Consider the following 22658-nt stretch of genomic DNA (forward strand, 5'->3'; position numbering starts at 1 on the left):
TCGCCTGCAGGGTGTGTGAGAGACTTTGGTTATGGATGAAGTGAACCAGCTGAATACTCCCTGGCTTAATCAGGAGGTCCTGGGCTTTGACACGGAGACGACGGGTGTTTTTACGTCGCGTGACCGTATCGCCACGGTGTCGCTGATACGCAGGATAAACGGTACGGATTCGCCGCGTTATTGGATTATCAATCCCGGCGTTCCGATGCCTCCTGCTGCTGGTCGGGTTAACGGTCTGACTGATGAATACTTGCAAGCTAACGGGGTCGACCCGCGGGTTGGTCTCGAGGAAGTCGCTGGTATCGTCGCGGAAACAATGCGCCGGGGAGTGCCCGTAGTGGGTTTCAACGTTACCTTTGATTTCGCGATTCTGGAGGCGGAGTTGGCGCGTCACAATTTGCCAACTTTGCGACAGCGCCTGGAAGGAACAGTCGGACCAATCGTTGATCCGCTAGTTTTAGACCGAATTCTGGATCGTTATCGCAAGGGGAAACGTAATTTGGCATCCGTCTGCACCGCCTACGATTTGCCACTGCGTGAGGACTTCCATAATGCACAAGCCGATGTCTCTGCGACTCTGGATTTGCTCGGTGCCATGTCTGAGCGATTTCCGGAGTTACTGGAAATGGGTCCGGGGGAGATGATGCAGTTCCAGGCGGTGGGGCATAGTCAATGGGCTCGAAGTTTTAATGAGTTTATGTCGGCGCGGAAGCCGGATTTCCGCCCGGTGTCACTGCACTGGCCACAGTTTTAGCGTTGCCGGTCGCTACGTCAGATTAATAGTAAGGGAGAATAAAACAGTGAAATCGGTCGAAAGCTCTGTGCCATCGACCTCGCGCCCAGTGGTCAACTTCGTGGCTATGGGCAAGGGACGTTTTTTTGATATTTTCATGACCTTGTTTGTCGCGCTGCTGCTAATTTCTAATATCTCCGCCACCAAACTCATCGGGGGACCCCTGGGGTTGATTTTTGATGGGGGAGCAGTCATGTTCCCCTTCACCTACATCTTGGGAGATATTCTTTCGGAAGTCTATGGATTCCGCGGGGCGCGTCGAGCGGTGCTGACTGGATTCGGGATTTCTATCTTGGCTTCTGGACTGTTTTTCCTGGTCGCTAAAGCACCGCCCGCCAGTGGGGACTTCATTACTCCCGCTTTTTCTCAGGTTTTTGGGTTCGTCCCGCGTATCGTGGCAGCTTCCCTGGTGGGGTATGTACTGGGGCAGTTGCTAAATGCTCTGGTCCTGGTGCGGATCAAAGGTCACACGGGGGAGCGTTTACTCTGGGTTCGTATGATTGCTTCTACCTTGGTCGGTGAATTGGTAGATACCGTGGCATTTTGCACCATCGCTTTTGCCGGTTTGATTTCAGGTCCGGAATTCCTCAACTACGTATTGACTGGCTACGTGTACAAGTGCGCGTTGGAGATTGTTATGTCGCCAATCAGTATTCAGGTCATCGGATTGGTGAAGCGAGGCGAGAAAAATTATGTACCGATTGATATAGAAACTCTCGTAGAGCGCCCTCTGGTGACAAATAATTGACCAATCGGTACAGAAACCGTTTCGACTAAATGTTCCTAACCTGGGGTGATGTTTGAATGAGTGAAAACTTTGAGGTTGTGGCTCGTCTGGGTCAATTGGGGCGAGCCGGGGTTATCCACACTCCCCACGGCGATATTCCCACCCCAGCTTTTGTACCTGTTGGTACAAAAGCGACTGTGAAAGCGCTGATTCCAGAGATGATTCGCGAGCTTGGTGCGTCGGCAGTACTGGCAAACGCCTACCATCTGTATTTGCAGCCGGGACCGGAATTGGTCGATAAAGCCGGGGGTCTGGCAGCTTTTATGCATTGGGATGGTCCCACATTCACTGATTCGGGGGGATTTCAAGTCCTCAGCCTAGGGGCGGGATACAAGAAGGTCCTCAGTCAAGAATTCGCCGCCTCATCTCGAGAGCGTACGGCTTCGCGCGAACACGGCAACCATGAGCGCTCCGGGGACAAACGCAAACTTTTGGAGCAGGCGGAAGAATCCGCCGAGCTAACCCCTCCCGATAAACGCCAGGCACATCCCGGTCTGGCGCGGGTCGATGATGACGGTGTGAATTTTCGTTCGCACCTGGATGGAACCAAACATCGGTTCACACCCGAAATCTCTATGCAGATTCAGCACCACCTGGGTGCCGATATTATTTTCGCTTTCGATGAGTTGACATCCCTGTTGCATTCCTACGACTACCAGGTGATTTCCCTGGAACGCACGCGGCGATGGGCGGAACGCTGCCTGGCAGAACACGAGCGGCTCACCGTAGAACGTGCCGGCAAGCCTTATCAGATGCTTTTCGGAGTAATTCAAGGAGCCCAATGGGAGGATTTACGCCGGAAAGCCGCGCATGACCTCGGGAAGATGGAAATTTCAGGTCGCCACTTTGACGGGTTTGGTATCGGAGGTGCCCTGGAAAAGGAAAATCTCGGCTTGATTTGTTCCTGGGTGTGCCAGGAGCTGCCCGAAGACCGTCCGCGCCACCTGTTGGGGATTTCAGAACCAGAAGATTTCTTTGCCGGCATCGAAAACGGAGCCGACACTTTCGACTGCGTATCTCCGTCTCGCGTGGCGCGTACCGGAGCAGCGTATCTGCCCACAGGCAGGACTAATATGGCGCGAGCCGCTTTTCGCGAGGACTTCAGCCCGCTCCAAGAGGGGTGTGGCTGCTACACCTGCACAAACTACACGCGCGCCTATCTGCATCACCTGCTGAAAGCCAAGGAAATGCTGGCTTCTACCCTGCTGACCATTCACAACGAGTATTACACCGTTCACTTGGTAGATAGCATCCGTCAGGCTATTATCGCCGGTGAGGATGCGTATCAGGACTTTAAACACCGGACTCTAATCCAGTTGGGGCGGGCATGATTACCGCGATAGGGTGCCGGGACCTGACTCTCGGACCTGCCAGCCGCTCCAGCTGGGGTGCATTTTGGTAGGCTAAATCTATGAATGAAGAAGTTCAGATTGGACGTGGCAAGCGGGGGCGTCGAGCCTATTCTTTTGATGAAATCGCGGTGGTGCCCTCGCGCCGTACCAGAGATCCTCGTGACGTGTCTCTAGCCTGGCAATTTGACGCTTATTACATGCAGGTTCCGATCATGGGCGCGCCGATGGATTCGGTGATGAGCCCTCAAAATGCTATCGCCTTGGGGAAAATGGGCGGAGTCGGAGTCTTGGACCTGGAGGGACTGTGGACTCGATATGATGACCCCCTACCCTTGTACGAAGAGCTGGCAGAGCTTGACGAAGTCGGAGCCAAAGCCACCGCCAAGTTGCAGGAAATCTACACCGAGCCGGTTAAACCGGAGCTGATGCGTGCCAGGTTAGAGGAAATCAAAGCTGCTGATGTCATTGTGGCAGGGGCTATGAGTCCGGCAGGCACCCAAAAACTATGGGAGCAAGTGGCAGATTCAGCATTGGATTTGTTTGTGGTGCGCGGTTCTACCGTATCCGCTGATCATGTGTCCTCCCAGATAGAGCCGCTAAACCTGAAGCAATTTGTGCATCAGGTAGACATTCCAATCATAGTGGGAGGCGTCGCTACCTATACTGGAGCGCTGCACCTGATGCGCACCGGAGCTGCCGGGGTGCTGGTGGGATTTGGGGGAGGAGCCGCGTCTACGACCCGTCGTACCATGGGGATACATGTGCCGATGGCGACGGCCGTAGCGGATGTGGCAGCGGCACGCCGGGATTTCTTGGATGAATCCGGTGGCAGATATGTGCATGTTATCGCCGATGGTGGCATTGGTTTTGCGGGAGACGTGGTAAAAGCCATCGCTTGTGGAGCGGACGCCGTAATGCTGGGAAGCGCTCTGGCTAGGGCTTCTGAGGCGCCCGGTCACGGCTGGCATTGGGGTAGTGAGGCACATCACTCCACATTGCCACGCGGTTCTCGGGTCAAAGTCGGCACCGTCGGCACTCTGGAACAGGTTATGTTCGGTCCTGCTGATAATGCCGAAGGAACCCTCAATATGATGGGTGCCCTGCGTCGGACCATGGCAACGACGGGTTATACCGACGTCAAAGAACTCCAACGAGTCGAAGTGGTTACCAGCTATTGAACGCCCCTCATGTAGTTCCGAAAAAACCGGGTAAAGTCCAGTTTGCCGCGTTGCAAACTGCCGATGGACGCCGCGCTAATCGTGGAATCTTGGGACTGTTTTGGCTCATGACCCTCGGCATGATTACGGTGGTCGTCGCAGCAGGAGACATTCTCGACAATTACCTCCACCCCGAGTGGTCGTCTGCACCAGCCCTTTCGTGGGCGCTGGCAATTGCGGGGATTGCCCTGGTCTTTGGGGCGAATTTTTCGCTCTCACGGTGCGCGGCCCGCTCTCAAATACGTGAAGAAAATCACGTGCGACGTGTTCTGTTGCGCGAAGCATTTCGCTCTGGACCCGCGCGGATGAACCAGGACAGCACCGGGAAAATCGTGGCGTTGGCAACCGAGTCAGCGGAAAAGTTTACCCGGTATCGTCAAGGATTCCTGCCTGAGGTACAAGGTTCCTTTAGCGCGCCAGTGTTGATAGTGGTGGCAATGGGGTTTTTGGTCCATCCCTTTCTGGCGCTCGCACTGGCACTGTGCCTGCCGTTAGCAGTAGGGACGGTCTGGCTTTTTCGAAAGCTCTTTCGGCGTTCTTCGGCGAAATCCGCGCGGGCGCGAGCGGCATTAGCGGCAAACTACCTGGAAGTATTGCAGGGACTGACGACTCTGCAGCTGCTGGGGGCGGCAGGTCGCATGGGCGATGAGCTGGAGACAGTGGGCGAAGATAATCGACGTGCGACTATGGGTCTGCTGCGGTCCAATCAAGTCATTATTTTTGTCCTGGATACGGTGTTTTCACTGTTTGTCATCACGTCTGTAGCTGCCTTGTCAATGTACTTGGTGTCCCTGGGGGAGCTGTCTCTGGGTAAATCCGTTACCGCGCTGGGATTGGCAATGCTGCTGCTGGAACCGATTGACCACTTCGGGGCGTTTTTCTATGTAGCGATGAGCGGGCGGGCAGCCGGTCGCGCCATTTCAGGATTCCTCAACTCACACGCTAACCAATCGGCTGCTCACTGTGGGAACGTCAGCACGGCGCGTCCCACCGATGCGGGAATCCCAGATGATGAGCTTGTGGCGGAGAAGACTGAGATTCCCGCGGTTTATCTGGAAAATGTCAAGGTGCGATACGGGAGCCGCGAAGTCTTGCAAGGAGTCAACCTCAGCGTGTCTCAGGGTGAGCGCGTGGCGATTGTGGGCGATTCCGGACAGGGAAAAACCACCCTCTTGAATGTAATGAAAGGGTTCTTGACCCCGAGTGAGGGGAGGGTGATGATCTCCGGGACAGACACCGACTTAGCGCAGTGCTCGGCTTTGGTCAGCCAAAGCACCTGGCTATTTACCGGAACCGTGAGGGAAAACCTCCAGATGTCAGCCCCGGAGGCTTCTGATACCGAGTTATGGGATGCTCTGCGGTTAGCTCATCTTGACGACGAAATTAAACAGATGCCCCTGGGGCTGGATACTCCTCTGGGTGAGAACGGAGTGGGGCTATCGAGCGGACAAAAACAGCGTCTCAGCTTGGCGCGAGCCATCGGGAGTGGTCGAAAAATTTTGTTGCTGGATGAAGCGACTTCTCAAGTTGACTTGAATTCTGAGAGGAAAATTTTGGATGCCCTCAATGCCTTGGGACGAAACTATACGCTTATCATGGTGTCGCACCGCGGAGCACTGACTGCGTTGGCAGACCGCGTTTTGCAGGTCGAGCACGGAGAGCTGGTGGTTCGGTGAAACCTGTGGAACACGCTTCTGACTTAACAAACACGGCACCTGCTCTCTCATGCCAGAGCGATAGCACACCCTCCTCCGCAGGCGGTTCCGCAGAAGCTGCGGTGGGGGTGCGGTCAGTCATCCGCTGGTTACTGTCCTCAACTCGCTCCGTGCTGGGTCCCCTCGCGGGGTCCGCCATGGCTAGGTTAGTCGATCAAATTCTGGGTATCGTGCTCTTTGCCGTACCTGCAGTGCTGCTGGTTAACCTGGTGAAGAGTTATCTGGATTGCGGTTGCATCCACAGTTCCTTTGCTAACGTGGGTGGGTTAGTGACGATAATGACTGGAACCGCGCTTTTGAAAGGTTTGGCACGCTATCTGGAACAATACTGGGGGCACCTGGTTGCGTTTAAAGCCTTGGAACTCTTGCGGGCTCAGGCGTATCGAGCCATTTTCCCCCAAGCTCCCGCTATCGTGACCGATAATCACAGCGGGGACCTCTTGTCGCGTCTCACGAAAGATATAGATCGTATAGAGGTTTTCTTTGCGCACACGTTTGCTCCAGCGCTGACCGCTTTCCTGATTCCCAGCATTGTTATCGTGGCGACTTTTGCGGTAGCACCTTGGCAAATAGGTGTAACTGTGGCAGGAATTCTCATAGTGGGACTATTGATACCCTGGCTCGGTATATATTCTGGGCATTTGGCAGCACGCAAAAAACTTGCTGCTCGTGGACGCGTTGCTGTCGATGTTACCGACTCGTTGGGAGGCTTGGCGGAAGTTGTCGGATACGGCTTGTGCAACGCCCGTCTGACCGGCAGTGACAAGTTGGGTGAAGCGCTGGTCCAAGCTAGTCTGCAAGAAGCTAGCAAGTCCGCTTTTCGAGGGGCTTTCCTCTCGGCGTGGCGAATGGCTGCCGTGCTAATTCTGCTGGCGGTGGGCGCGCCACTCTATCAGGCGGAGGCGCTGGGAATGGCAGCCTGGATAGCAATCATTTTTGCCGTTTTGCGTTGCTGGGATGGGTTTAACGCGGTGGTGGATTTTGGTACCGAACTGAATACCTCCCTCGCCGCAGCACGGCGCGTCTACCAGCTGACTCATGCCGGGCTGGAACTTTGCGAGGGGACGGAAGACGTGCCGCAAACCACCCCTGTAGCAGTGGAATTTAGCAATGTTAGCTTCCGCTATCCTGAATCCACCCACACGATTTCGCAGACTAACCCGACGCCGGGGACTATTGCACAGGTGAGCCTAAAACTAGCACCCAGTTCGTGGACCGCCCTGGTGGGGGCAACGGGCAGTGGCAAGTCGACCCTGGCTCGCTTGCTGTTGCGGTTTTATGATCCCGATACGGGAACGGTCCGCTTAGACGGGCGCAGTTTGCGAGATTATCGACTGGCGTCCCTGCGCGACGCTGTATCTTTAGTCAACGCCGAATCAACAATTTTCGATATGACTATTGCCGAAAACTTGCGTTTGTCCCGTCCGCAAGCCAGTGACCAGCAGCTCTGGTGGGCTTTGGCGATGGCAGGGTTGGATGAGGAAGTGAAAGCGATGTCGGGAGGACTGCAGCATCGAGTGGCTTCGCAGGGAACCGACCTCAGTGGGGGGCAGCGGCAGCGGCTTTCTCTGGCTCGTGCCCTGCTGCGTCAATCTCAGGTCCTTATCTTGGACGAGCACACTGCGCATTTGCCGCCGTCTCTAGCTTCGGGCATCAATGATAATCTGCGCGCTATGGTGCCGCGTCCCACCGTTTTAGAGATTACGCACAACCTGGATCAAATCGCCCAAGCTGATTGGGTGGCAGTGCTCGATTTAGGGCACATCGTGGAACAGGGGAAACCGGAGGACCTGCTGGCAAATCCGGAATCGGCGTTGCGTCATCTGCGGGGTTGATGGATATTGGAGTGGCGCGCTAGTTTTTGCCGTACCAGTTTCGGCAGCCGTGATACCACGTTAAGGTAAGATTCCTCGACCAGTTCTTTCAACAGGTCCAGGTCGACTTCCCCGCCGGGATGCACGCTGATCCAGCGGTCTTTGTTCATATGCCAGCCGGGAGTGATTTCCGCATAGCGTTGGGTCAGTGCCAGGCCGTCCTCAGGCAACACGGCCAAGTTCACGACCGGAGTGTCGCGGACCTCCACCATGACCGCGAACCATTTCCCACACACTTTTACAGCCTCCCACTGCGGGGAATACACCCACGGCTCAGCACCGGGCAGCTCCAGAGCCACTGCACGAGCCTGATCCCACAATTCCTCGGCTTTCATACGTCCCCCTGGTAGATGCTAGTTGGGCTTCAATCTGAAGTGCCCAGATGTTTTTCTGGCAGGATGTTCACTCTAAACTGTAGCGTTTTCACAGGTTTTATGGGTCTTTGGTCGGTGAGTGAATTGTTCCAGAGGCGCAACCGGGCGTGGCTACGTGCCAGTTCGTGCAGTAATACCTATTGACAAACGATATATAAGTATCGATAATCGATATATGAAGTTTTCTCAAATTTACGTAATTCTGTCACAAATTGCCTTGATTGCAGCTCTTCCAGGGGTGTTGTTGCTCCAGTTGTTTTGCGCATATGCGGCATGGGAAACAGGAGAGGAGTTCCCCGAGGTTCGACACCTAGTTGTACCCTACGCGCTGGCAGCCGTTGCGGCGCTCATTTGCGTGCAGGTACTGATTGTGGCGTTGATTATGCTGGTAAGGGCAGTTAGCAAGGGAGCTTTTTTTAGTGCTAAAACCATGAAATGGATCAATTTAGCGCGTCTCATGGTTGCTATCGGTCCCGGTATCGTCGCGCTAACCGGTGGGCATATGAGCATTTTTGCACCGGCAACCAGACCGGAGCCGCCACTTTTATTCCTCGGCGGAATAGTTTTGGGAGTGGGGCTATTCTCCCTGGTCAGCCTGGCTAAGAGTATTTTTCAAGCCGCGCTGGACGATGCCGCAGAATTAGCGGAGGTCATCTAAGTGATTACGGTAAATCTGTCGGTGTTGCTGGCCCAGCGGGGTATGTCGGTTCAGGACTTTGCACAGGCTGTAGACATCACCGCGGCGAATATTTCGATATTGAAAAATGGTCACGCCAAGGCAATCCGCTTTTCCACCTTGGATAAAATCTGCCAAGTTTTGGAGTGCCAGCCGGGAGACATTTTGAGCTACACCCCACAGGGAGATAATCCGTCCTAACCGTTGGTCTTTCTGAAACTCAGACAAAATGTCACCTTGTTTGAGTCCAGAGAAAAAACTGGATAGAGTGGAATCCGCGTTGAACCGGTCCGGGGTCATTGAGTCCGGGTATCGCCGGGGAGCTTCGGAAAGAACGGTCGCGTGCCGAGTATGCGACTCACTAGACTCCGACGGGTAGGCCCGTCACAGCTGTCTTGAGCGGCTCACTTGGTCGCCTGCATAGTTTGACCGCACCGGATAGGTCGGCGCCCAGACTACGACAGCACCACGTGCGCAAGCGAGGTGGTACCGCGTCCACCGACAAAGTGTCGGAGGCGTCCTCGTGAATGAACGATTCGCGATAAGGACGAAGATGAGCGAGAAAAGACGCGGGTTTTACCCCAAACACCGGGATACTTCCCTAGACGCCAGCCCGAATTTTCCCATACAAGAAACCGAAACCCTGGCTTTTTGGGCTGAGGACCATACGTTCCAGGCTTCAGTAGAGTCCCGTGAAGCCGGGCAGGATGGCAGTAACGAGTTCGTATTTTATGATGGACCGCCCTTTGCTAATGGCTTGCCACACTACGGACACCTCTTGACCGGCTATGTGAAAGACATCGTGGGGCGTTACCAGACTATGCGGGGTCGCCGCGTGGAGCGTCGCTTCGGATGGGACACGCACGGACTGCCTGCCGAACTGGAGGCGGAACGCATTCTGGGCATCGAGGACAAGGAACAAATCGAAGGTCCGGGCGGGATGGGCATTGAAGCCTTCAACCAGGCATGTCGCGATTCCGTGCTGAAATATACCAAAGAGTGGGAAGAGTACGTGACGCGTCAAGCGCGCTGGGTCGACTTTGGAAACGACTACAAGACCCTCGACCCCACCTTTATGGAGTCGGTCATTTGGGCGTTCAAGACCCTGTACGACAAGGGTCTCATCTATGAAGGCTTTAAAGTGCTGCCTTATTGCTGGCACGACGGTACGCCCCTGTCGAACCACGAACTTAAGATGGACGACGACATCTATCAAAATCGCACCGACCAGACCGTTACAGTGGGGCTGCGCCTGCGCGACACAGACGAGATGGTGCTGATTTGGACCACGACACCGTGGACGCTGCCCAGTAACTTGGCGGTTGCCGTCGGGGAGGACATCGACTATGTGCGGGTCACGCCGACTCAAGGGGATCTGCAGGGACAAACTGTAATCCTCGCCCAGGCTCGCTTGGGAGCCTACGAAAAGGAACTTGGGGAAAACCCGCAGGTATCCGCGCCTTTTAAAGGCTCCGAATTGATTGGCAAGGCGTACTATCCCATTTTTGACTACTTTGAAGACGCCAAAGCTGCCGCTATCGCTGATGGCACGGCAGACCAGCCGGGACACGTGGGACCCGGTTCAAATGCCTGGACCATCATCGGCGCCGACTTTGTGTCTACCGAGGACGGTACCGGGTTGGTGCACCTCGCCCCAGCCTTTGGCGAGGACGACATGAACGTTTGTGCCTCGAATCAAATCGGGGTGGTCATGCCGGTAGACGGTGATGGTGTCCTCACCGCGGAAGTCACAGATTATGCGGGAAAGAACGTTTTTGAGGCAAACCGCTACATTATCGCGGATCTACGTGACCAAACCGGACCGGTAGCGACTCGTGACGCGCGGCAGCGTCCCTACCTGGTGAAAGCCGCCTCTTACGAGCACTCCTATCCGCACTGCTGGCGCTGCCGCAAACCACTAATCTATAAAGCCGTATCGTCGTGGTTCGTGCGAGTTACGGAGTTTCGTGACCGGATGGTGGAATTGAACCAGCAAATCACTTGGACACCGGAACATACCAAGAATGGTATCTTTGGTAACTGGCTGGCAGGAGCGCGAGACTGGTCAATTTCACGCAACCGTTTCTGGGGGTCCCCGATTCCAGTATGGAAATCAGATAATCCTGCCTATCCGCGAATTGACGTTTATGGCTCTTTTGAAGAGCTGGAACGTGATTTTGGAGTCAAAATCGAGAACCTCCACCGCCCGTTCATTGATGAGCTGACTCGTCCTAATCCTGATGATCCCAGCGGAAAATCCATGATGCGCCGCGTCCCGGAGGTGCTGGACTGCTGGTTTGAATCTGGCTCCATGCCTTACGCTCAGGTTCACTATCCATTTGAAAATCGGGATTGGTTTGAAACGCATTACCCCGGTGATTTCATTGTGGAATACATCGGTCAAACCCGTGGCTGGTTCTATACCTTGCACGTCCTGGCTACCGCGCTGTTTGATCGACCGGCGTTCTTAAACTGCATCTCCCACGGTATCGTCCTGGGTGATGACGGGCGCAAGATGAGTAAATCTCTGCGCAATTACCCGGATGTTAACGAAGTCTTTGACAAGTATGGTGCCGATGCGATGCGCTGGTTCCTGATGAGTTCCCCGGTGGTCAGCGGAGGCAACCTGATTGTGACCGATAAGGGCATCCGTGACACGGTGCGGCAAACGATTTTGCCGGTGTGGAATGCTTATTACTTCTTTACTCTCTATGCCGGTACCTGTCAGAAGGGCGCTGGCTACGAGGCAAAGCTCGTGGACGTGTTCGATGCGGCGCGTGTGAACGCGCTGCCGATGATGGACCGCTACCTGCTGTCCGCTGCCCGGCAGCTATTCCATGATTTGCGCACGGAGTTGGATAATTTCCACATCCCGGAGGCCTGCGAACACGTACGCCAATTCACCGAAGTATTGAATAACTGGTATATTCGTATTTCTCGCCAGCGTTTTTGGGATGAAGACCCAGCCGCATTTGACGTGCTCTATACCGTGTTAGAAGCTCTGATGCGGGCGATGGCTCCGCTGTTACCTTTGATAGCTGAAGAAATCTGGCGAGGGTTGACCGGAGAGCGCTCGGTGCATATGACCGATTACCCGAATTGGGATGACGCTGTGCACGATGCCTCACTCGTAGACTCCATGAACGAGGTCCGTGATGTCGTTTCCGCTGCTCATGCTCTGCGTAAGGGCGCTAACCTGCGGGTACGTTTGCCGCTGAACCGGCTTCAAGTGGTCGCCGCAAATCCGGAAACGCTGCGTGACTACACATCTCTCATTGCCTCCGAGGTAAACGTGAAGTCTGTGGAGGTACTCAGCGTCGCCGAGTCCGGATTGCAGTCGACACAAGAACTGACTCTCAACCCCAAGGCTTTTGCCCCTGAGGTACGCAAACTGACTTCTGCGCTGTTCCAGGCGCAAAAGTCCGGTCAGTGGCACTTGGACGGTGACACGGTAGCGTTTGACAAGGTGGAACTCGACGGGCAGCCGGTGCATCTCACTGGTGAACAGTTCGGGTTAGTGACGAAGGTTGCTGCCGAGCCAGGTACCGTTGCCGATGTTCTGGACAGTGGTACGTTCGTGGTGCTGGATACGGAAGTGACCGAGGAACTGGAGTCAGAAGGCTATGCGCGCGACGCGATTCGTGCGGTGCAGGATGCTCGCAAGAACGCGGGGCTGGACGTGGCTGACCGGATTGACCTGAAACTGGGAGTACCGGCAGAAAAAGTTGCGTGGGTCAAGACTCACGAGGCACTCATCGCTGGCGAGACTCTCGCTTGTAGCGTGGAAATCAAACCCAGCACGGATGCGGAATTTGAAATCAACGTAAGCAAGCACGCTTAGGGATTTGTTTGCAAAATTTCATAGCGAAGGGCGGTAATCTGCTTGATTATCGCCCTTCGACTTATTTACGATGCATTTTCCCGTGGCATTTTGTCTCTCAGGTTACTTTGTGTAGCGCGGCAACAAGACTGAAATAATACTGAGACGGGTACGGGGACAGGCGCTACCGACAGCGAGCGATTCACGGATATTTTCGGTTGTATTCCAAAATGTCTTGAAGTCAATTGTTTGTAAAAAGCACTGATAATCTGATAGAAATGAAAAGTAAGAGGAGCCTCATCTAGGTGGATACCAGGTCACAGTAATTCTGGTAATCTTCCTAAAATCCCGAGAGAAAGAGGCGAAAACACGCGAAAGTGGCAGAGAAATGCGCAAACTTTTTATACTGTATGGTCCGCAGGGAGCCGGTAAGACTACGTTTGTGCAGGAAAATAAGTTAGATGAATTTTCCGTCAATGCTGATGAAGTGCGTCGCATGTTTTCCCGTTATGTCCCCGCTCTCGATGGAGAAAAGGTATTAATCGCCGGCGAGCATTTGCAGCGTTTGACTCGTCGCATCGTGCAGGAACAAGCCGATAATTTGATGTTCCTAGGCTCTCCGGTCATTATTGATGCGGTCAATGCTTCCCCGCGCTCACGTTCCCAATGGGAAGCACTAGCGGATTCGCACGGTTACGACGTTTTGGCGGTGGACTTTACTCAAGTCAGCCGTGAGGAATTGTTATCCCGTAATCTCAAACGCGGGGGAGACCGGATTCCCGATATTGAGTCATTCTTGGATCGTTTCGATTCCGTTCCGCCACCGCAGACCATTACCCCGGCACAGATGCTGGATTGTTTCAAAACTTGCCAGGTAGACCTGGGCAATCGACCGGTACGCGTAGTCGGTGATGTGCAGTCTTGTGGTGGAGCCTTGGAACATGCCGTGGCAGAACTTGGTGCCCCAGATGCCAAATGGGTTTTCGTGGGCGACCTGTTTGATCGCGGTCCCGATGCCGGAAAAGTGTGGAAAATCCTGCGCTCTGTAGACAACGTAGTGGTTACCGGAAACCACGAGAAATCCCTTTTGAACGCACTGAAAGGACGAGGAACGAAGAGCGCCACAGAAGAATCTGTGAAACAGTTGCTGTCAGCTGGCGCGACACATCAGCAACTCGAAGATTGGTATCGTTCCACTGTGCCGTTCTATGACTTCCGCGTGGGAGGGACAGTCGCCAAACCACTCAGATCCGATGAGCCGGGAACGCAATCCGGATTTGAAAAACGCCAGGGGGCGCGTGAATACTTTGTATCCCACGGTGGGGTATATCCCGAAACTATTCGGGAAATTCGCCGTCAGGGCTACTGCGATTTACCCGATGATTACTTTATCTTTGGAGTCGGAACCCGAGCCAACACCTATCGGCGGCGCTACGAGTTTAAGAATTTCCCCGAAATGGGGGACCCTGAAATCGTTCAACTGCACGGGCACCGCAACGAAAGCCGGGAAAACTTTGTAAACCCAGGGGTAATTGACCTCGAATCTGGCGTGGAAAAGGACGGTTGGCTCTCGGTTTACGCCATTGACGGTATCACTGGTGAGGGTCAGATTCACAAGTATCGGGAGCCGCGGGACTGATTACCGCAACGTGCTGGTGATATATCATCCAGAGGTCATAGAAACGTTTATTTCGCACCGTTCACGCGGTCAGGATGGGAACCGGTGCGACCCGACTCGCCTCGATTCAAACTGTCGAGGGTTGCTCGCGCGGGCGCATCGAGTTCAAACTCCAACACCGCGAAGTTCTCTCGCATCCTCTCAGCGTGATTCGACTTCGGGATAACCACATCCCCACGTTCTATAGCCCAGCGCAGCACCACTTGCGCAGGAGTCCGTCCCAAGCGTTTGGCAGTTTCGAGCAATGCTGGCGTGTCAAAGAATCGTCCCCGTGCCAGGGGAGACCAAGCCTCAATAACTCCTCCATTTGCTTTGGTGAAATCGCGCACTGCGTTATTGGCAAACCACGGATGCGCTTCGACCTGGTTGACCTGCGGAAAAATTCCTGTCTCGGTCAGCAGTCGCTGCAAATGTGAGACCTCGAAATTGGACACCCCCACATGACGAGCTCGACCCTCTGCCACGAACTCCTGCAACACTCGCCACAAACCGGGATAATCCCCACCGTAAGCCTCGGGCATCGGCCAGTGAATCAAGAACAAATCCACGTAATCAGTTTGTAAACGCTGCAATGACTCCGTGAAAGCCCGGCGGGCAATATCCGGCTCGTGATTGGGATTGTTCAGTTTAGTGGTTAAGAAAACCTGACTGCGCGGAATTCCCGATGCCTGAAGCGCAGCGCCAACTTCCGATTCATTGCCATACATTTGGGCGGTATCAATGTGTCGGTACCCTACTTCTAGCGCATTTTCCACGATTTCTTGAGCATTTTCGGGAGCTATTTTATAGGTGCCAAAACCAAGTTGAGGAATTCTCGCAACGGGCTTGCTTGAACCTTCGTCATCTCCACCGAGAGGAAGTAACGGGACCCCAAAACTGTCCACCATGACTTGTGACGGCATCATTTCCCTCCATTCTGGCAGTCATCCCACCCGAGGTTACTCCGAAATCGCGATTACTCTACAGATTTCACTTTATATATCATCAGCCCGCCGATGAGGAACATCACGGTCATAGCGCCAAACAAAACCGTGTAGCCCATAGAATAGCTGGCGATGAGGACAATCACCGGCACTCCGAAGATGGGGGAAAGTACCTGTGGGAAGGTCGCGGACATGTTAAAGACACCAAGGTCACGACCGGAATCATCGGTAGGCGGCAGGACTCGGGTGGTAATTGCAAAGCTCACCGCAATGAAAATACCGTGACCAATCCCAATAAACACCGCAGCGAAAATTGTCCAGGTCCAAGTTTGTAAGAACGCGAGAATCAGGCTACCAATGCCCATGATGACCGAAGAAATGAAGATGAGCCGGCGGTATTTCATCAAGTAGTCCGCAACGAAACCAATGATGAAAGACGTAATCATGGTCAGCACCGCGTAAATCGTGGACAAAATCAGGACACCCGTGGCTGGATTTGGGTAATGCAGCACATCTTCAAGGTAATACAGCAGGTAAAGCGCTATGGTCATGAAAGCGGTGAACATAAAGAGACGAGACAGCCAAGTCCAGATGAAATCCGGGTATTTGTGCGGAGGAATCCAGAAGCGCCGGAAAAATTGTGTGACGGAGATGGGGTCTCGACGGGCGCCGAGGAAACGGTCATTAGATTTCAACAGGTAGGGAGCCACACAGACGGTCAGCAACAAAGCGAGAATGACGTACGCCACCACGATTCCCTGGTAGCCATCGACCAGGCTCGTGCATAAGGTAGCTAAACCTACTCCCAGCAAAGCGCCTAAATTCTGACCGGCGCCCAACCAGCCACCCATTTCGCCACGGTACTCAACCCTGACCGAATCGTTCGGAATGGCGTTGATTGCGATGAACGACGCGTTTAACGCGCCCTGAACCAAAACCCAAGATCCTGCCAAAGCCCAAGGAGACCAAGACAGAGTCAGCCCCATCATCGCGAAAATTCCAAATAATACTCCGCCTAGGACCCAAGGTGCCCGGCGTCCGTATTTTGAATAAGTCCGGTCAGACAAAGCTCCAAAAATGGGGGTCGCGAACATTGCCATAAATGCGCCGCAACCGGTGACCACGGAAAGCACCATCTCTTTGTAATCGCGCGTTATCATCGAGGCCTGCATGCCGATGAGAAGCTGAATGGGAGCAAATAAACAAGCATAAATGCCGACTTGGGTTAGCAGAAGGGCAAATTTCCATTTGGTAACAGGGAACTCCAGGGGAGCAATTGTCTCCGTCTTGGCGTGAAAGATGCCGGGTGTCCAAGAACGTGACCACCTGCGTGGTCCTCTCGTTGCAGGAGTTAGCTCCGGGTTATTCACCCCTTTAACATAACGCAAAACTGTAGATAACAGGAATAATTGGGATAATTTTGGGTTAATTTTGTAAAGAATTTAAGCTTTGTGGGTGCAACCCTGAGACAGCAAGGTGTGGGGTAATGTAAACGATAGTCAGAACGCGAATACAGTTTCCGTGATATTGCCGACGAAAGCTGACATGAGGGGCGGTGCACAAGTCCCGTGGGGCGGGAAAACCGTGGTGGTAAGCCTCGGACCGGTCTTGTGTTCAGGAGGTGGCGTCAAAACAGTGTCAGCAGGTATCCGTCAATCAGGGCTATGGTAAGGAACATGATAAAAGCCTTGATGAAAGCGTGGAGGTGCTTTCGAGGATTTCGATAGAGATCAGGTTGTGGTACCTTGGAGAGCCGAATTCGAGGGGTGTGCCGCCACCAGAGCAAATCAATGACAATGAGGTCGAAAACGTTCAAGGTTTGTCCGAGGAATAACACTGAGAGAAAATTGTGTGTAAAGCTGCGCTGGCGGATAAATATCCCGAAAACAAATAATATGGTCAGGAAGAGGAGGAAATTCGTTATAAAGGTTGCGAATTGTCCCTTTGTCTTGAATTGGTTTTGGTATTCCGGGATAGCGCGAATTCTAATCTGTGCCTCATCAGGATAAGAACTGTAATTCTTTAAGTTTTTGGCGTCAGTTCCGGTTCCTAAAAAGCAGAGCATAAAAAATACCGCACATAATACGACTGCTTCTGTAAACAACATACGTAGTACTTCCATTAATTACTGACTTTGCCTTGTGACGGTTTGGATGTCTACCTGTTAGGAGAAAACTTATTTAAGTGTGGCATTTCGTGAAAGCAATGCCAGGCGCCTTACGTATATTGCAAACACCTCGAGCACATCTGCATTCTATTGAGTAACGGGGGCACTGTGGACGCAATTTTTTAACTAGACGCATCATAGAACGCGGATTAGCTTGTCATCTCAGCATCCGACATGCAGTAGTTATCAATGGTCTGTTTTTTGTAACTGGTGTTGGTGTTAGATATAAAAACGCCCTAAGCATATTACTTCACAACAGCTTTTCCATTAAGGCAATGTACGACATAGTGAGCACATTCGTCTGATTTATAACCAAGATTGGCTTTATTCTTATCAGAAATTTCAGTAATGCCATTCTCGCAGGCTACTTCCAGACCGGCGTCTTTGGCAATTAATCCTTCTAGGACACTCGCGCCATTGATTGTCTCAACCGTGCATACGTGGGCTACTTCGACATTTTTAGCCACGGCAGAACCATTAAGGCATTTTAGAAAGACATCGTTAGCCTCAATATTTCTAGCTTCTACCTTGCCATTTTGTACCTCTGCATAAATCTTGTCAGTCTTGATATCTGTTATTATGGCTTGATTTGATTCAGCTTCAATCTCGCAGATATCAATACTTTCAGGCAATGTAACGATGACTTCAGGACTGCCTTTAGTTAGCCACTGTAACCAGTAAAAAGGTGATATTTTTTCTGTTTGAATAAGTCTTATACCGTTTTGATCTTCTTCGATTTTAAAGTTGCCTTTTTCGCAGTTAACATAACTAATATTGAATGAATCAGCTCTCTTCACAGTTAAGCTAACATCTCTCGTCACTGCTACGAACTTCCTGCTATTCGCCATTTTATTGCCTCCTTTGTGGGCGAGTCTCGCGCTTTAGAAATCATTCTAGCATATAACTGATTTTTCAACATCAAAATTTGTCTGAACCGGATTCGTGCACCTCAGGGAGGGGTAGCGTGGACCGACCCATCTAGTCAGCCCTTGACATCAAAACGACACACTCAACATGTGAAGTATGTGGGAACATGTCTACCAGCTTGGCTGCCCTAATTTGGTAGGAACGCATCCGCCGCAGGTCCTCCACCAGCGTCCCGGGGAAACAGGAGGAATAGATGAGGTGCGGGATGCCGGAGCGTTCCAGCCAGGACGATAAATCAGGTCCCAGACCTCGCCGCGGCGGGTTCACCACTACCAAATCTGGTGGCATCAGTGTTTGGTTAACTGCCCACTTAGTTGCATCGGCAGTGATGAAATGTGGACGGGGAGCTGCGCTGGGGGTGTTGGGAGTGCCGTCATTTTTATTGCTTGGTTCTACCGGAACAGTTGCCGTCGCACTCGCTAGTTCGGTAACGGCATGTTTCGCGCCGTCAATAGCGGGTCCCACGACTTCTACACCAGTCACTTGCGCGACCCCGGCGGAACTCAGGGCAAAGGCAAAACCACCCACTCCGCAATATAAATCCCAAGCGGTTTCCGGTTGGAGTTTCCGCGCCCAAGTGGCAGCTTGTGCATACAGGGCTTGAGAAGCTGCGGTATTTGTTTGAAAGAACGCTCCTGGTGCTAGCCATAAATCCGTGCCAATACCGGGCATGGGTATATATCTCTCCGAAGAGAGGATGATTTCCTCACGACCTTCAATAACCGTGGTATGTTCCGGCTGAATGTTTACCGAAAACACGCGCAGATTAGGCAGCTCCGCTTGGAGTTCGGACCAAGTGTGTTCAACTCGATGCAAGGCAGCTTTGGAACGCAGCACCAGGCGCACCATCAAGTCGCCCGCAGGATTAGCACTGACCAGCACATATTTCACCTCGCCCTTCGCAGTGGGGATATTGTAGGGACGAGCTCCGAGTCGCTGCAGCCAAGCTCTGATGGGTGTGAAAGCGGCGTGAATTGCCGGGGCATACAGTGGACAAGACTGCAAATCTATACCGGTGGGATGTTTCTCGTTGGGAGCCAGTCCCAGGACAATCGACTTTTTAGACCCCGACACCACCATTTTTGCTTTATTACGGAAACCTGTCTCCGGACTGCGGTAGGTTGGTAGCCACTCGAAACGCGACTTTATTGCGGGGGGATGCGCGGGAGTGCGGCGCGAGGTGGGGCGGTCGAGAGACGCCAGAACCCGGCGGATGGACCGTTCCTTGTTTCGCACTTGCAGGTCGTAAGGCTCTCTTATGAGGGGACACGAACGGCAGACTCGCGCCTCAAAGTATTCGCAAAACATACCTCCAAGTCTACGGCTAAGTCTGGTGGCTGGCATTATGCTGAAACACATGAGTGAAGAAGTGAAATTGTTGCCGGGACTGAAACTCCGTGAAATTACTTTGCAAGTACCGCTGGATTACCGCAACCCCGCTGCAGGGATGATTGACATCTTTGCGCGAGTCGTCACCGGTCAGGAGGGGGAAAAGCGCCCTTACCTGCTGTTCCTGCAAGGTGGTCCCGGACACGAGGCAGCCCGACCTTCACTGTGCCCTTCGCCACAGCCATCTTGGTTGCCGCGCGCTCTCGAGGACTATCAAGTCGTCATGCTTGATCAGCGCGGTACGGGGCGCTCTACCCCGGTTTCGGCAGATTTGGATTTTGGTCCCCTGGCGGGGCTGACCCCATCTGCACAGGCAGAATATCTGACGCACTTGCGTGCTGATGAGATTGTTCGAGATGCCGAAGCCCTGCGTGCTTACCTGGGAGGGGAGCCCTGGACACTGTTGGGGCAGTCCTTTGGGGGATTTACTTCCGTACGTTATCTCAGCTCTCATCCGGAAGGTCTGTCTGGAGCTATCCTGACGGGTGGTCTGACAGCGGTGGGTCGCCCCATCGAGGATATTTACGCGGAAACTTGGCGGATAATGATGGACAAATCCGAAACCTACTATCGCCGATTTCCTGAGGATCGCGACCGGGTGCGACAGATTTATGACCTGGCGCAGGAAGGGGAGGTTGTTACACCAAACGGTGATAAAGTCGGCGCGGATTGGTGGCGTACCGTCGGAATTGTCTTGGGCGCGCAAGGCGGAGGTATGAAGTTGCATGAACTGCTGGAAAATGATCCGTATTCGCCCGCATTTCGTCATGATTTAGCGGCGATGCTGCCATTTGGGGGACGCAATCCGCTTTATGCCATCCTGCATGAGTCTTGTTATGCGGACGGAGTAAGCACGCGCTGGGCGGCTAGCCGTACCATGCCACCAGAAGTAAAAGATGATGGGACATTTTTCGCGGGAGAGCACCTGCCTCGTGACCTGTTTGAGGAGTCATCTGAGCTGCGACCTTTACGTGAAACTGCTGAGATAATTGCCAATCAAGAATGGGAGCAATTGTATTCCGCTACGCGTCTGGCAAGCGCCGACGTGCCAGTCGCGGCGGCAGCGTATTACGAAGATGCTTATGTGCCGTTGCGGTTTTCTGTCGAGACTGCCCGGCTCTTGAAGGATTGCCGGCTGTGGGTCACCAGTGAATACGAGCACAACGGTCTGCGTCAAGACCCGCGGGTATTAGATAGGCTCATCGGACTGCTCAAAGGGCAAATCTTGCAATAAACTCAATATACATAAAACCGGATTATTCTTTATCGGCACATTCCGAGCAGATGCCGGTCAGCTCAACTATGTGATTCAATGCGGAAAAGCCCATTTCTTGACCCATCTCGTTGAGTGTTTTCTCTAACCCTTTCAAGTGGAATTCTTCGGTCTTTCCGCAGTTGCGGCACACCAGGTGGTGATGGTGTTCGGAGCTCTCACATTCTCGGTACAGCGTCGTGCCGTCGGTGGACCTTACCGTGTCCAGGATGCCTTCATCAGCCAGTGCTGCGAGATTACGATAAACGGTCGCCAACCCCACAGGATTGTCTTTGAGTTGGAGTTTTGTAAAGACATCAGCGGCAGATTGAAAATCGGTCACTCCTCTGACGGCGGAGAGAACGGCTTCTAGCTGCCGCGTTTTGCGCTGACGGGCGGGGCTTGGGGGTGTCGGTTTATCGTTGCCCATTGATAGTTTCCCTCTCATTTTTGCGCTTCTTGCCTAACATTGTGTCTCGTTTTGACAGCGTTTTCCAGTTGAGTGATAATGAGAACGATTCGCAATAAGAATAAAACTAAACCCGTAAGGGAAAGGAAAACATGAAGTTGCAAACTGTTGGCGCCTTGTTCGGCGCCGCTGCATTAGCTGTGAGTATGTCCGCCTGTTCGACCACAAACGATACGCAAACCAAAGACGCGGCAGGGGACGCTGCGGCGAAACCTACGGTGTACGCGTCTACTGATGTGTGGGCATCAGTGGCTAAAGCTGTGGTGGGGGATAAAGCCGATGTGATTACGTCGATTGACCAGCCAAACCTGGATCCGCATTCCTACGAAGCGAGTGTCAAGGACAAGAAACTTGTGAACCAAGCTTCTGTGGTAATCGTGAACGGAGGCGGCTATGACGATTGGGCGCTGCAGTTGGCTAAGTCAGCAGGCAAAAAACCAACTGTGCTCAATGCTGTGGAATTGGCAGGCATAGATTGTGGTGACGCTGAGGGGCATGATCATGAGGCCGGACACGAGCATGAAGATGCGCACGAGCACGAGGAAGGTCATGAGCATGAGGAAGCTCACGAGCATGAAGAAGCTCATGAAGAAGGTCATGAGCACGAAGGGCACCACCATCACCATCACCATCACCATTGCGCGGTAAACGAACACGTTTTTTATGACTTGCACGCGGTAAGCGAAGTTGCGAAAGCTGTGGCTAGCACGATGAGTAAGGCAGACAGCGATAATGCCGCGGCTTACCAAGATGCAGCAAAAGCATTCCAAGGCAAGCTGGATGAATTGGAATCGCAGGCGGAACAGATTAAGGCACGGGGCGAAAAGCATTCTCTCGCCACTGAACCGTTGGCGAACTATCTGTTGGAAGATGCCGGCATTCACGACTTGACTCCCGAGGAATACGTGGAACAATCCGAAACTGAATCTGGTCCCAGCGTGAAGACGCAAGCTGATACCAAGGCTCTGATTACGGATGGGAAAGTGGATATGCTGCTGCTTAACTCCCAGACGGAAGACCCGGTGTCTCAGGACTTGCAGGACGCTGCGAAAGCGAAGGGTATCCCGGTGGTGACATTAACCGAGACCTTGGCAGGAGCTAGCGACTATGTCAGCTGGATTGGTGCAGCCCTAGATCAGATTGACAATGCTTTAAAGTAATACATGAGTAGGGTATAAAACTGTCCGGGCTTCAGATCAGAGCGCAGCTCCTGGAGCCCGGACAAAATACGTTAAGGTAGACGGA

The 22658-nt window shown here is 53.2% G+C and carries 19 protein-coding genes; 12 read left to right on the forward strand and 7 right to left on the reverse strand.

The features are described 5' to 3' along the window. Window positions 1–31: 31 nt before the first annotated feature. From HMPREF0573_RS07475 to HMPREF0573_RS07500, 6 genes are all read left to right on the forward strand, one after another. A complete protein-coding gene (locus HMPREF0573_RS07475; protein ID WP_013189450.1) occupies window positions 32–754 on the forward strand; it encodes an exonuclease domain-containing protein in 723 nt (240 codons plus the stop codon). Window positions 755–800: 46 nt separating this feature from the next. Then, window positions 801–1541, forward strand: a complete 741-nt coding sequence (locus tag HMPREF0573_RS07480; protein ID WP_041798033.1) for a queuosine precursor transporter — start codon at window positions 801–803, stop codon at window positions 1539–1541. Between the two features lie 56 nt (window positions 1542–1597). Next, the gene (tgt, locus tag HMPREF0573_RS07485) at window positions 1598–2911 is read left to right on the forward strand and encodes a tRNA guanosine(34) transglycosylase Tgt (RefSeq protein WP_013189452.1); all 1314 of its coding nucleotides are present in this window, start codon (window positions 1598–1600) and stop codon (window positions 2909–2911) included. 80 nt (window positions 2912–2991) lie between these two features. Further along, complete coding sequence (locus tag HMPREF0573_RS07490) at window positions 2992–4110, forward strand: GuaB3 family IMP dehydrogenase-related protein (RefSeq protein ID WP_013189453.1); 1119 nt, start codon at window positions 2992–2994, stop codon at window positions 4108–4110. After that, window positions 4107–5825, forward strand: coding sequence for an ABC transporter ATP-binding protein/permease (locus HMPREF0573_RS07495; protein WP_013189454.1), 1719 nt, complete (start codon window positions 4107–4109; stop codon window positions 5823–5825). Before HMPREF0573_RS07490 ends, HMPREF0573_RS07495 begins: the two co-directional genes overlap by 4 nt. After that, on the forward strand, window positions 5822–7699 hold the full coding sequence (locus HMPREF0573_RS07500) for an ABC transporter ATP-binding protein (protein ID WP_041798035.1): 1878 nt from the start codon (window positions 5822–5824) through the stop codon (window positions 7697–7699). Before HMPREF0573_RS07495 ends, HMPREF0573_RS07500 begins: the two co-directional genes overlap by 4 nt. On the opposite strand, the gene HMPREF0573_RS07505 is transcribed toward HMPREF0573_RS07500, so the two are convergent. Further along, window positions 7684–8073: an MmcQ/YjbR family DNA-binding protein gene (locus tag HMPREF0573_RS07505; RefSeq protein ID WP_013189456.1), complete on the reverse strand. Its 390-nt coding sequence runs from the start codon at window positions 8071–8073 to the stop codon at window positions 7684–7686. The two genes, HMPREF0573_RS07500 and HMPREF0573_RS07505, sit on opposite strands and share 16 nt — an antisense overlap. Before the next feature lie 214 nt (window positions 8074–8287). Here HMPREF0573_RS07505 and HMPREF0573_RS07510 point away from each other — a divergent pair, with 214 nt between their 5' ends. From HMPREF0573_RS07510 to HMPREF0573_RS07525, 4 genes are all read left to right on the forward strand, one after another. Then, the gene (locus HMPREF0573_RS07510) at window positions 8288–8770 is read left to right on the forward strand and encodes a DUF2975 domain-containing protein (protein WP_004006960.1); all 483 of its coding nucleotides are present in this window, start codon (window positions 8288–8290) and stop codon (window positions 8768–8770) included. After that, entirely contained in the window at window positions 8771–8989 is a 219-nt protein-coding gene (locus HMPREF0573_RS07515) for a helix-turn-helix domain-containing protein (RefSeq protein ID WP_004006959.1), read from the forward strand. A gap of 352 nt (window positions 8990–9341) precedes the next feature. Further along, entirely contained in the window at window positions 9342–12629 is a 3288-nt protein-coding gene (gene ileS / locus HMPREF0573_RS07520) for an isoleucine--tRNA ligase (RefSeq protein ID WP_013189457.1), read from the forward strand. Between the two features lie 367 nt (window positions 12630–12996). After that, on the forward strand, window positions 12997–14247 hold the full coding sequence (locus HMPREF0573_RS07525) for an AAA family ATPase (RefSeq protein WP_013189458.1): 1251 nt from the start codon (window positions 12997–12999) through the stop codon (window positions 14245–14247). Between the two features lie 47 nt (window positions 14248–14294). On the opposite strand, the gene HMPREF0573_RS07530 is transcribed toward HMPREF0573_RS07525, so the two are convergent. The 5 genes from HMPREF0573_RS07530 to rlmC form a co-directional block, all read right to left on the reverse strand. Continuing rightward, window positions 14295–15191, reverse strand: coding sequence for an aldo/keto reductase (locus HMPREF0573_RS07530; RefSeq protein WP_013189459.1), 897 nt, complete (start codon window positions 15189–15191; stop codon window positions 14295–14297). A 50-nt stretch (window positions 15192–15241) separates the two neighbouring features. Then, window positions 15242–16369, reverse strand: coding sequence for an MFS transporter (locus HMPREF0573_RS07535; protein ID WP_236589630.1), 1128 nt, complete (start codon window positions 16367–16369; stop codon window positions 15242–15244). Window positions 16370–16836: 467 nt separating this feature from the next. Next, entirely contained in the window at window positions 16837–17331 is a 495-nt protein-coding gene (locus tag HMPREF0573_RS07540) for a hypothetical protein (RefSeq protein ID WP_013189461.1), read from the reverse strand. A 290-nt stretch (window positions 17332–17621) separates the two neighbouring features. Then, window positions 17622–18224, reverse strand: coding sequence for a DUF4097 family beta strand repeat-containing protein (locus HMPREF0573_RS07545; RefSeq protein WP_013189462.1), 603 nt, complete (start codon window positions 18222–18224; stop codon window positions 17622–17624). 130 nt (window positions 18225–18354) lie between these two features. Next, window positions 18355–19611, reverse strand: a complete 1257-nt coding sequence (gene rlmC / locus HMPREF0573_RS07550; protein ID WP_236589627.1) for a 23S rRNA (uracil(747)-C(5))-methyltransferase RlmC — start codon at window positions 19609–19611, stop codon at window positions 18355–18357. A gap of 37 nt (window positions 19612–19648) precedes the next feature. Between rlmC and HMPREF0573_RS07555 the strand changes: the two genes are divergently transcribed. Further along, a complete protein-coding gene (locus HMPREF0573_RS07555) occupies window positions 19649–20926 on the forward strand; it encodes an alpha/beta fold hydrolase (RefSeq protein ID WP_013189464.1) in 1278 nt (425 codons plus the stop codon). 22 nt (window positions 20927–20948) lie between these two features. On the opposite strand, the gene HMPREF0573_RS07560 is transcribed toward HMPREF0573_RS07555, so the two are convergent. Continuing rightward, window positions 20949–21392 (reverse strand): Fur family transcriptional regulator, encoded by a 444-nt coding sequence (locus tag HMPREF0573_RS07560; RefSeq protein ID WP_231294148.1) that lies wholly within the window; start codon window positions 21390–21392, stop codon window positions 20949–20951. A 113-nt stretch (window positions 21393–21505) separates the two neighbouring features. Between HMPREF0573_RS07560 and HMPREF0573_RS07565 the strand changes: the two genes are divergently transcribed. Further along, entirely contained in the window at window positions 21506–22573 is a 1068-nt protein-coding gene (locus HMPREF0573_RS07565) for a metal ABC transporter solute-binding protein, Zn/Mn family (protein WP_013189465.1), read from the forward strand. The last annotated feature ends 85 nt before the right edge of the window (window positions 22574–22658 follow it).

The organism is Mobiluncus curtisii ATCC 43063 (genome assembly GCF_000196535.1).
Lineage (GTDB): Bacteria > Actinomycetota > Actinomycetes > Actinomycetales > Actinomycetaceae > Mobiluncus > Mobiluncus curtisii.

What these genes read in the sequence shown, in the direction of transcription:
- HMPREF0573_RS07560 (WP_231294148.1), bottom strand. Translation starts at nt 21,392, where the DNA reads ATGAGAGGGAAACTATCAATGGGCAACGATAAACCGACACCCCCAAGC.
- HMPREF0573_RS07505 (WP_013189456.1), bottom strand. Translation starts at nt 8,073, where the DNA reads ATGAAAGCCGAGGAATTGTGGGATCAGGCTCGTGCAGTGGCTCTGGAG.
- HMPREF0573_RS07535 (WP_236589630.1), bottom strand. Translation starts at nt 16,369, where the DNA reads ATGATAACGCGCGATTACAAAGAGATGGTGCTTTCCGTGGTCACCGGT.
- ileS (WP_013189457.1), top strand. Translation starts at nt 9,342, where the DNA reads ATGAGCGAGAAAAGACGCGGGTTTTACCCCAAACACCGGGATACTTCC.
- HMPREF0573_RS07565 (WP_013189465.1), top strand. Translation starts at nt 21,506, where the DNA reads ATGAAGTTGCAAACTGTTGGCGCCTTGTTCGGCGCCGCTGCATTAGCT.
- HMPREF0573_RS07510 (WP_004006960.1), top strand. Translation starts at nt 8,288, where the DNA reads ATGAAGTTTTCTCAAATTTACGTAATTCTGTCACAAATTGCCTTGATT.
- HMPREF0573_RS07540 (WP_013189461.1), bottom strand. Translation starts at nt 17,331, where the DNA reads ATGGAAGTACTACGTATGTTGTTTACAGAAGCAGTCGTATTATGTGCG.
- HMPREF0573_RS07555 (WP_013189464.1), top strand. Translation starts at nt 19,649, where the DNA reads ATGCTGAAACACATGAGTGAAGAAGTGAAATTGTTGCCGGGACTGAAA.
- HMPREF0573_RS07490 (WP_013189453.1), top strand. Translation starts at nt 2,992, where the DNA reads ATGAATGAAGAAGTTCAGATTGGACGTGGCAAGCGGGGGCGTCGAGCC.
- HMPREF0573_RS07475 (WP_013189450.1), top strand. Translation starts at nt 32, where the DNA reads ATGGATGAAGTGAACCAGCTGAATACTCCCTGGCTTAATCAGGAGGTC.
- HMPREF0573_RS07525 (WP_013189458.1), top strand. Translation starts at nt 12,997, where the DNA reads ATGCGCAAACTTTTTATACTGTATGGTCCGCAGGGAGCCGGTAAGACT.
- tgt (WP_013189452.1), top strand. Translation starts at nt 1,598, where the DNA reads ATGAGTGAAAACTTTGAGGTTGTGGCTCGTCTGGGTCAATTGGGGCGA.
- rlmC (WP_236589627.1), bottom strand. Translation starts at nt 19,611, where the DNA reads ATGTTTTGCGAATACTTTGAGGCGCGAGTCTGCCGTTCGTGTCCCCTC.
- HMPREF0573_RS07545 (WP_013189462.1), bottom strand. Translation starts at nt 18,224, where the DNA reads ATGGCGAATAGCAGGAAGTTCGTAGCAGTGACGAGAGATGTTAGCTTA.
- HMPREF0573_RS07530 (WP_013189459.1), bottom strand. Translation starts at nt 15,191, where the DNA reads ATGATGCCGTCACAAGTCATGGTGGACAGTTTTGGGGTCCCGTTACTT.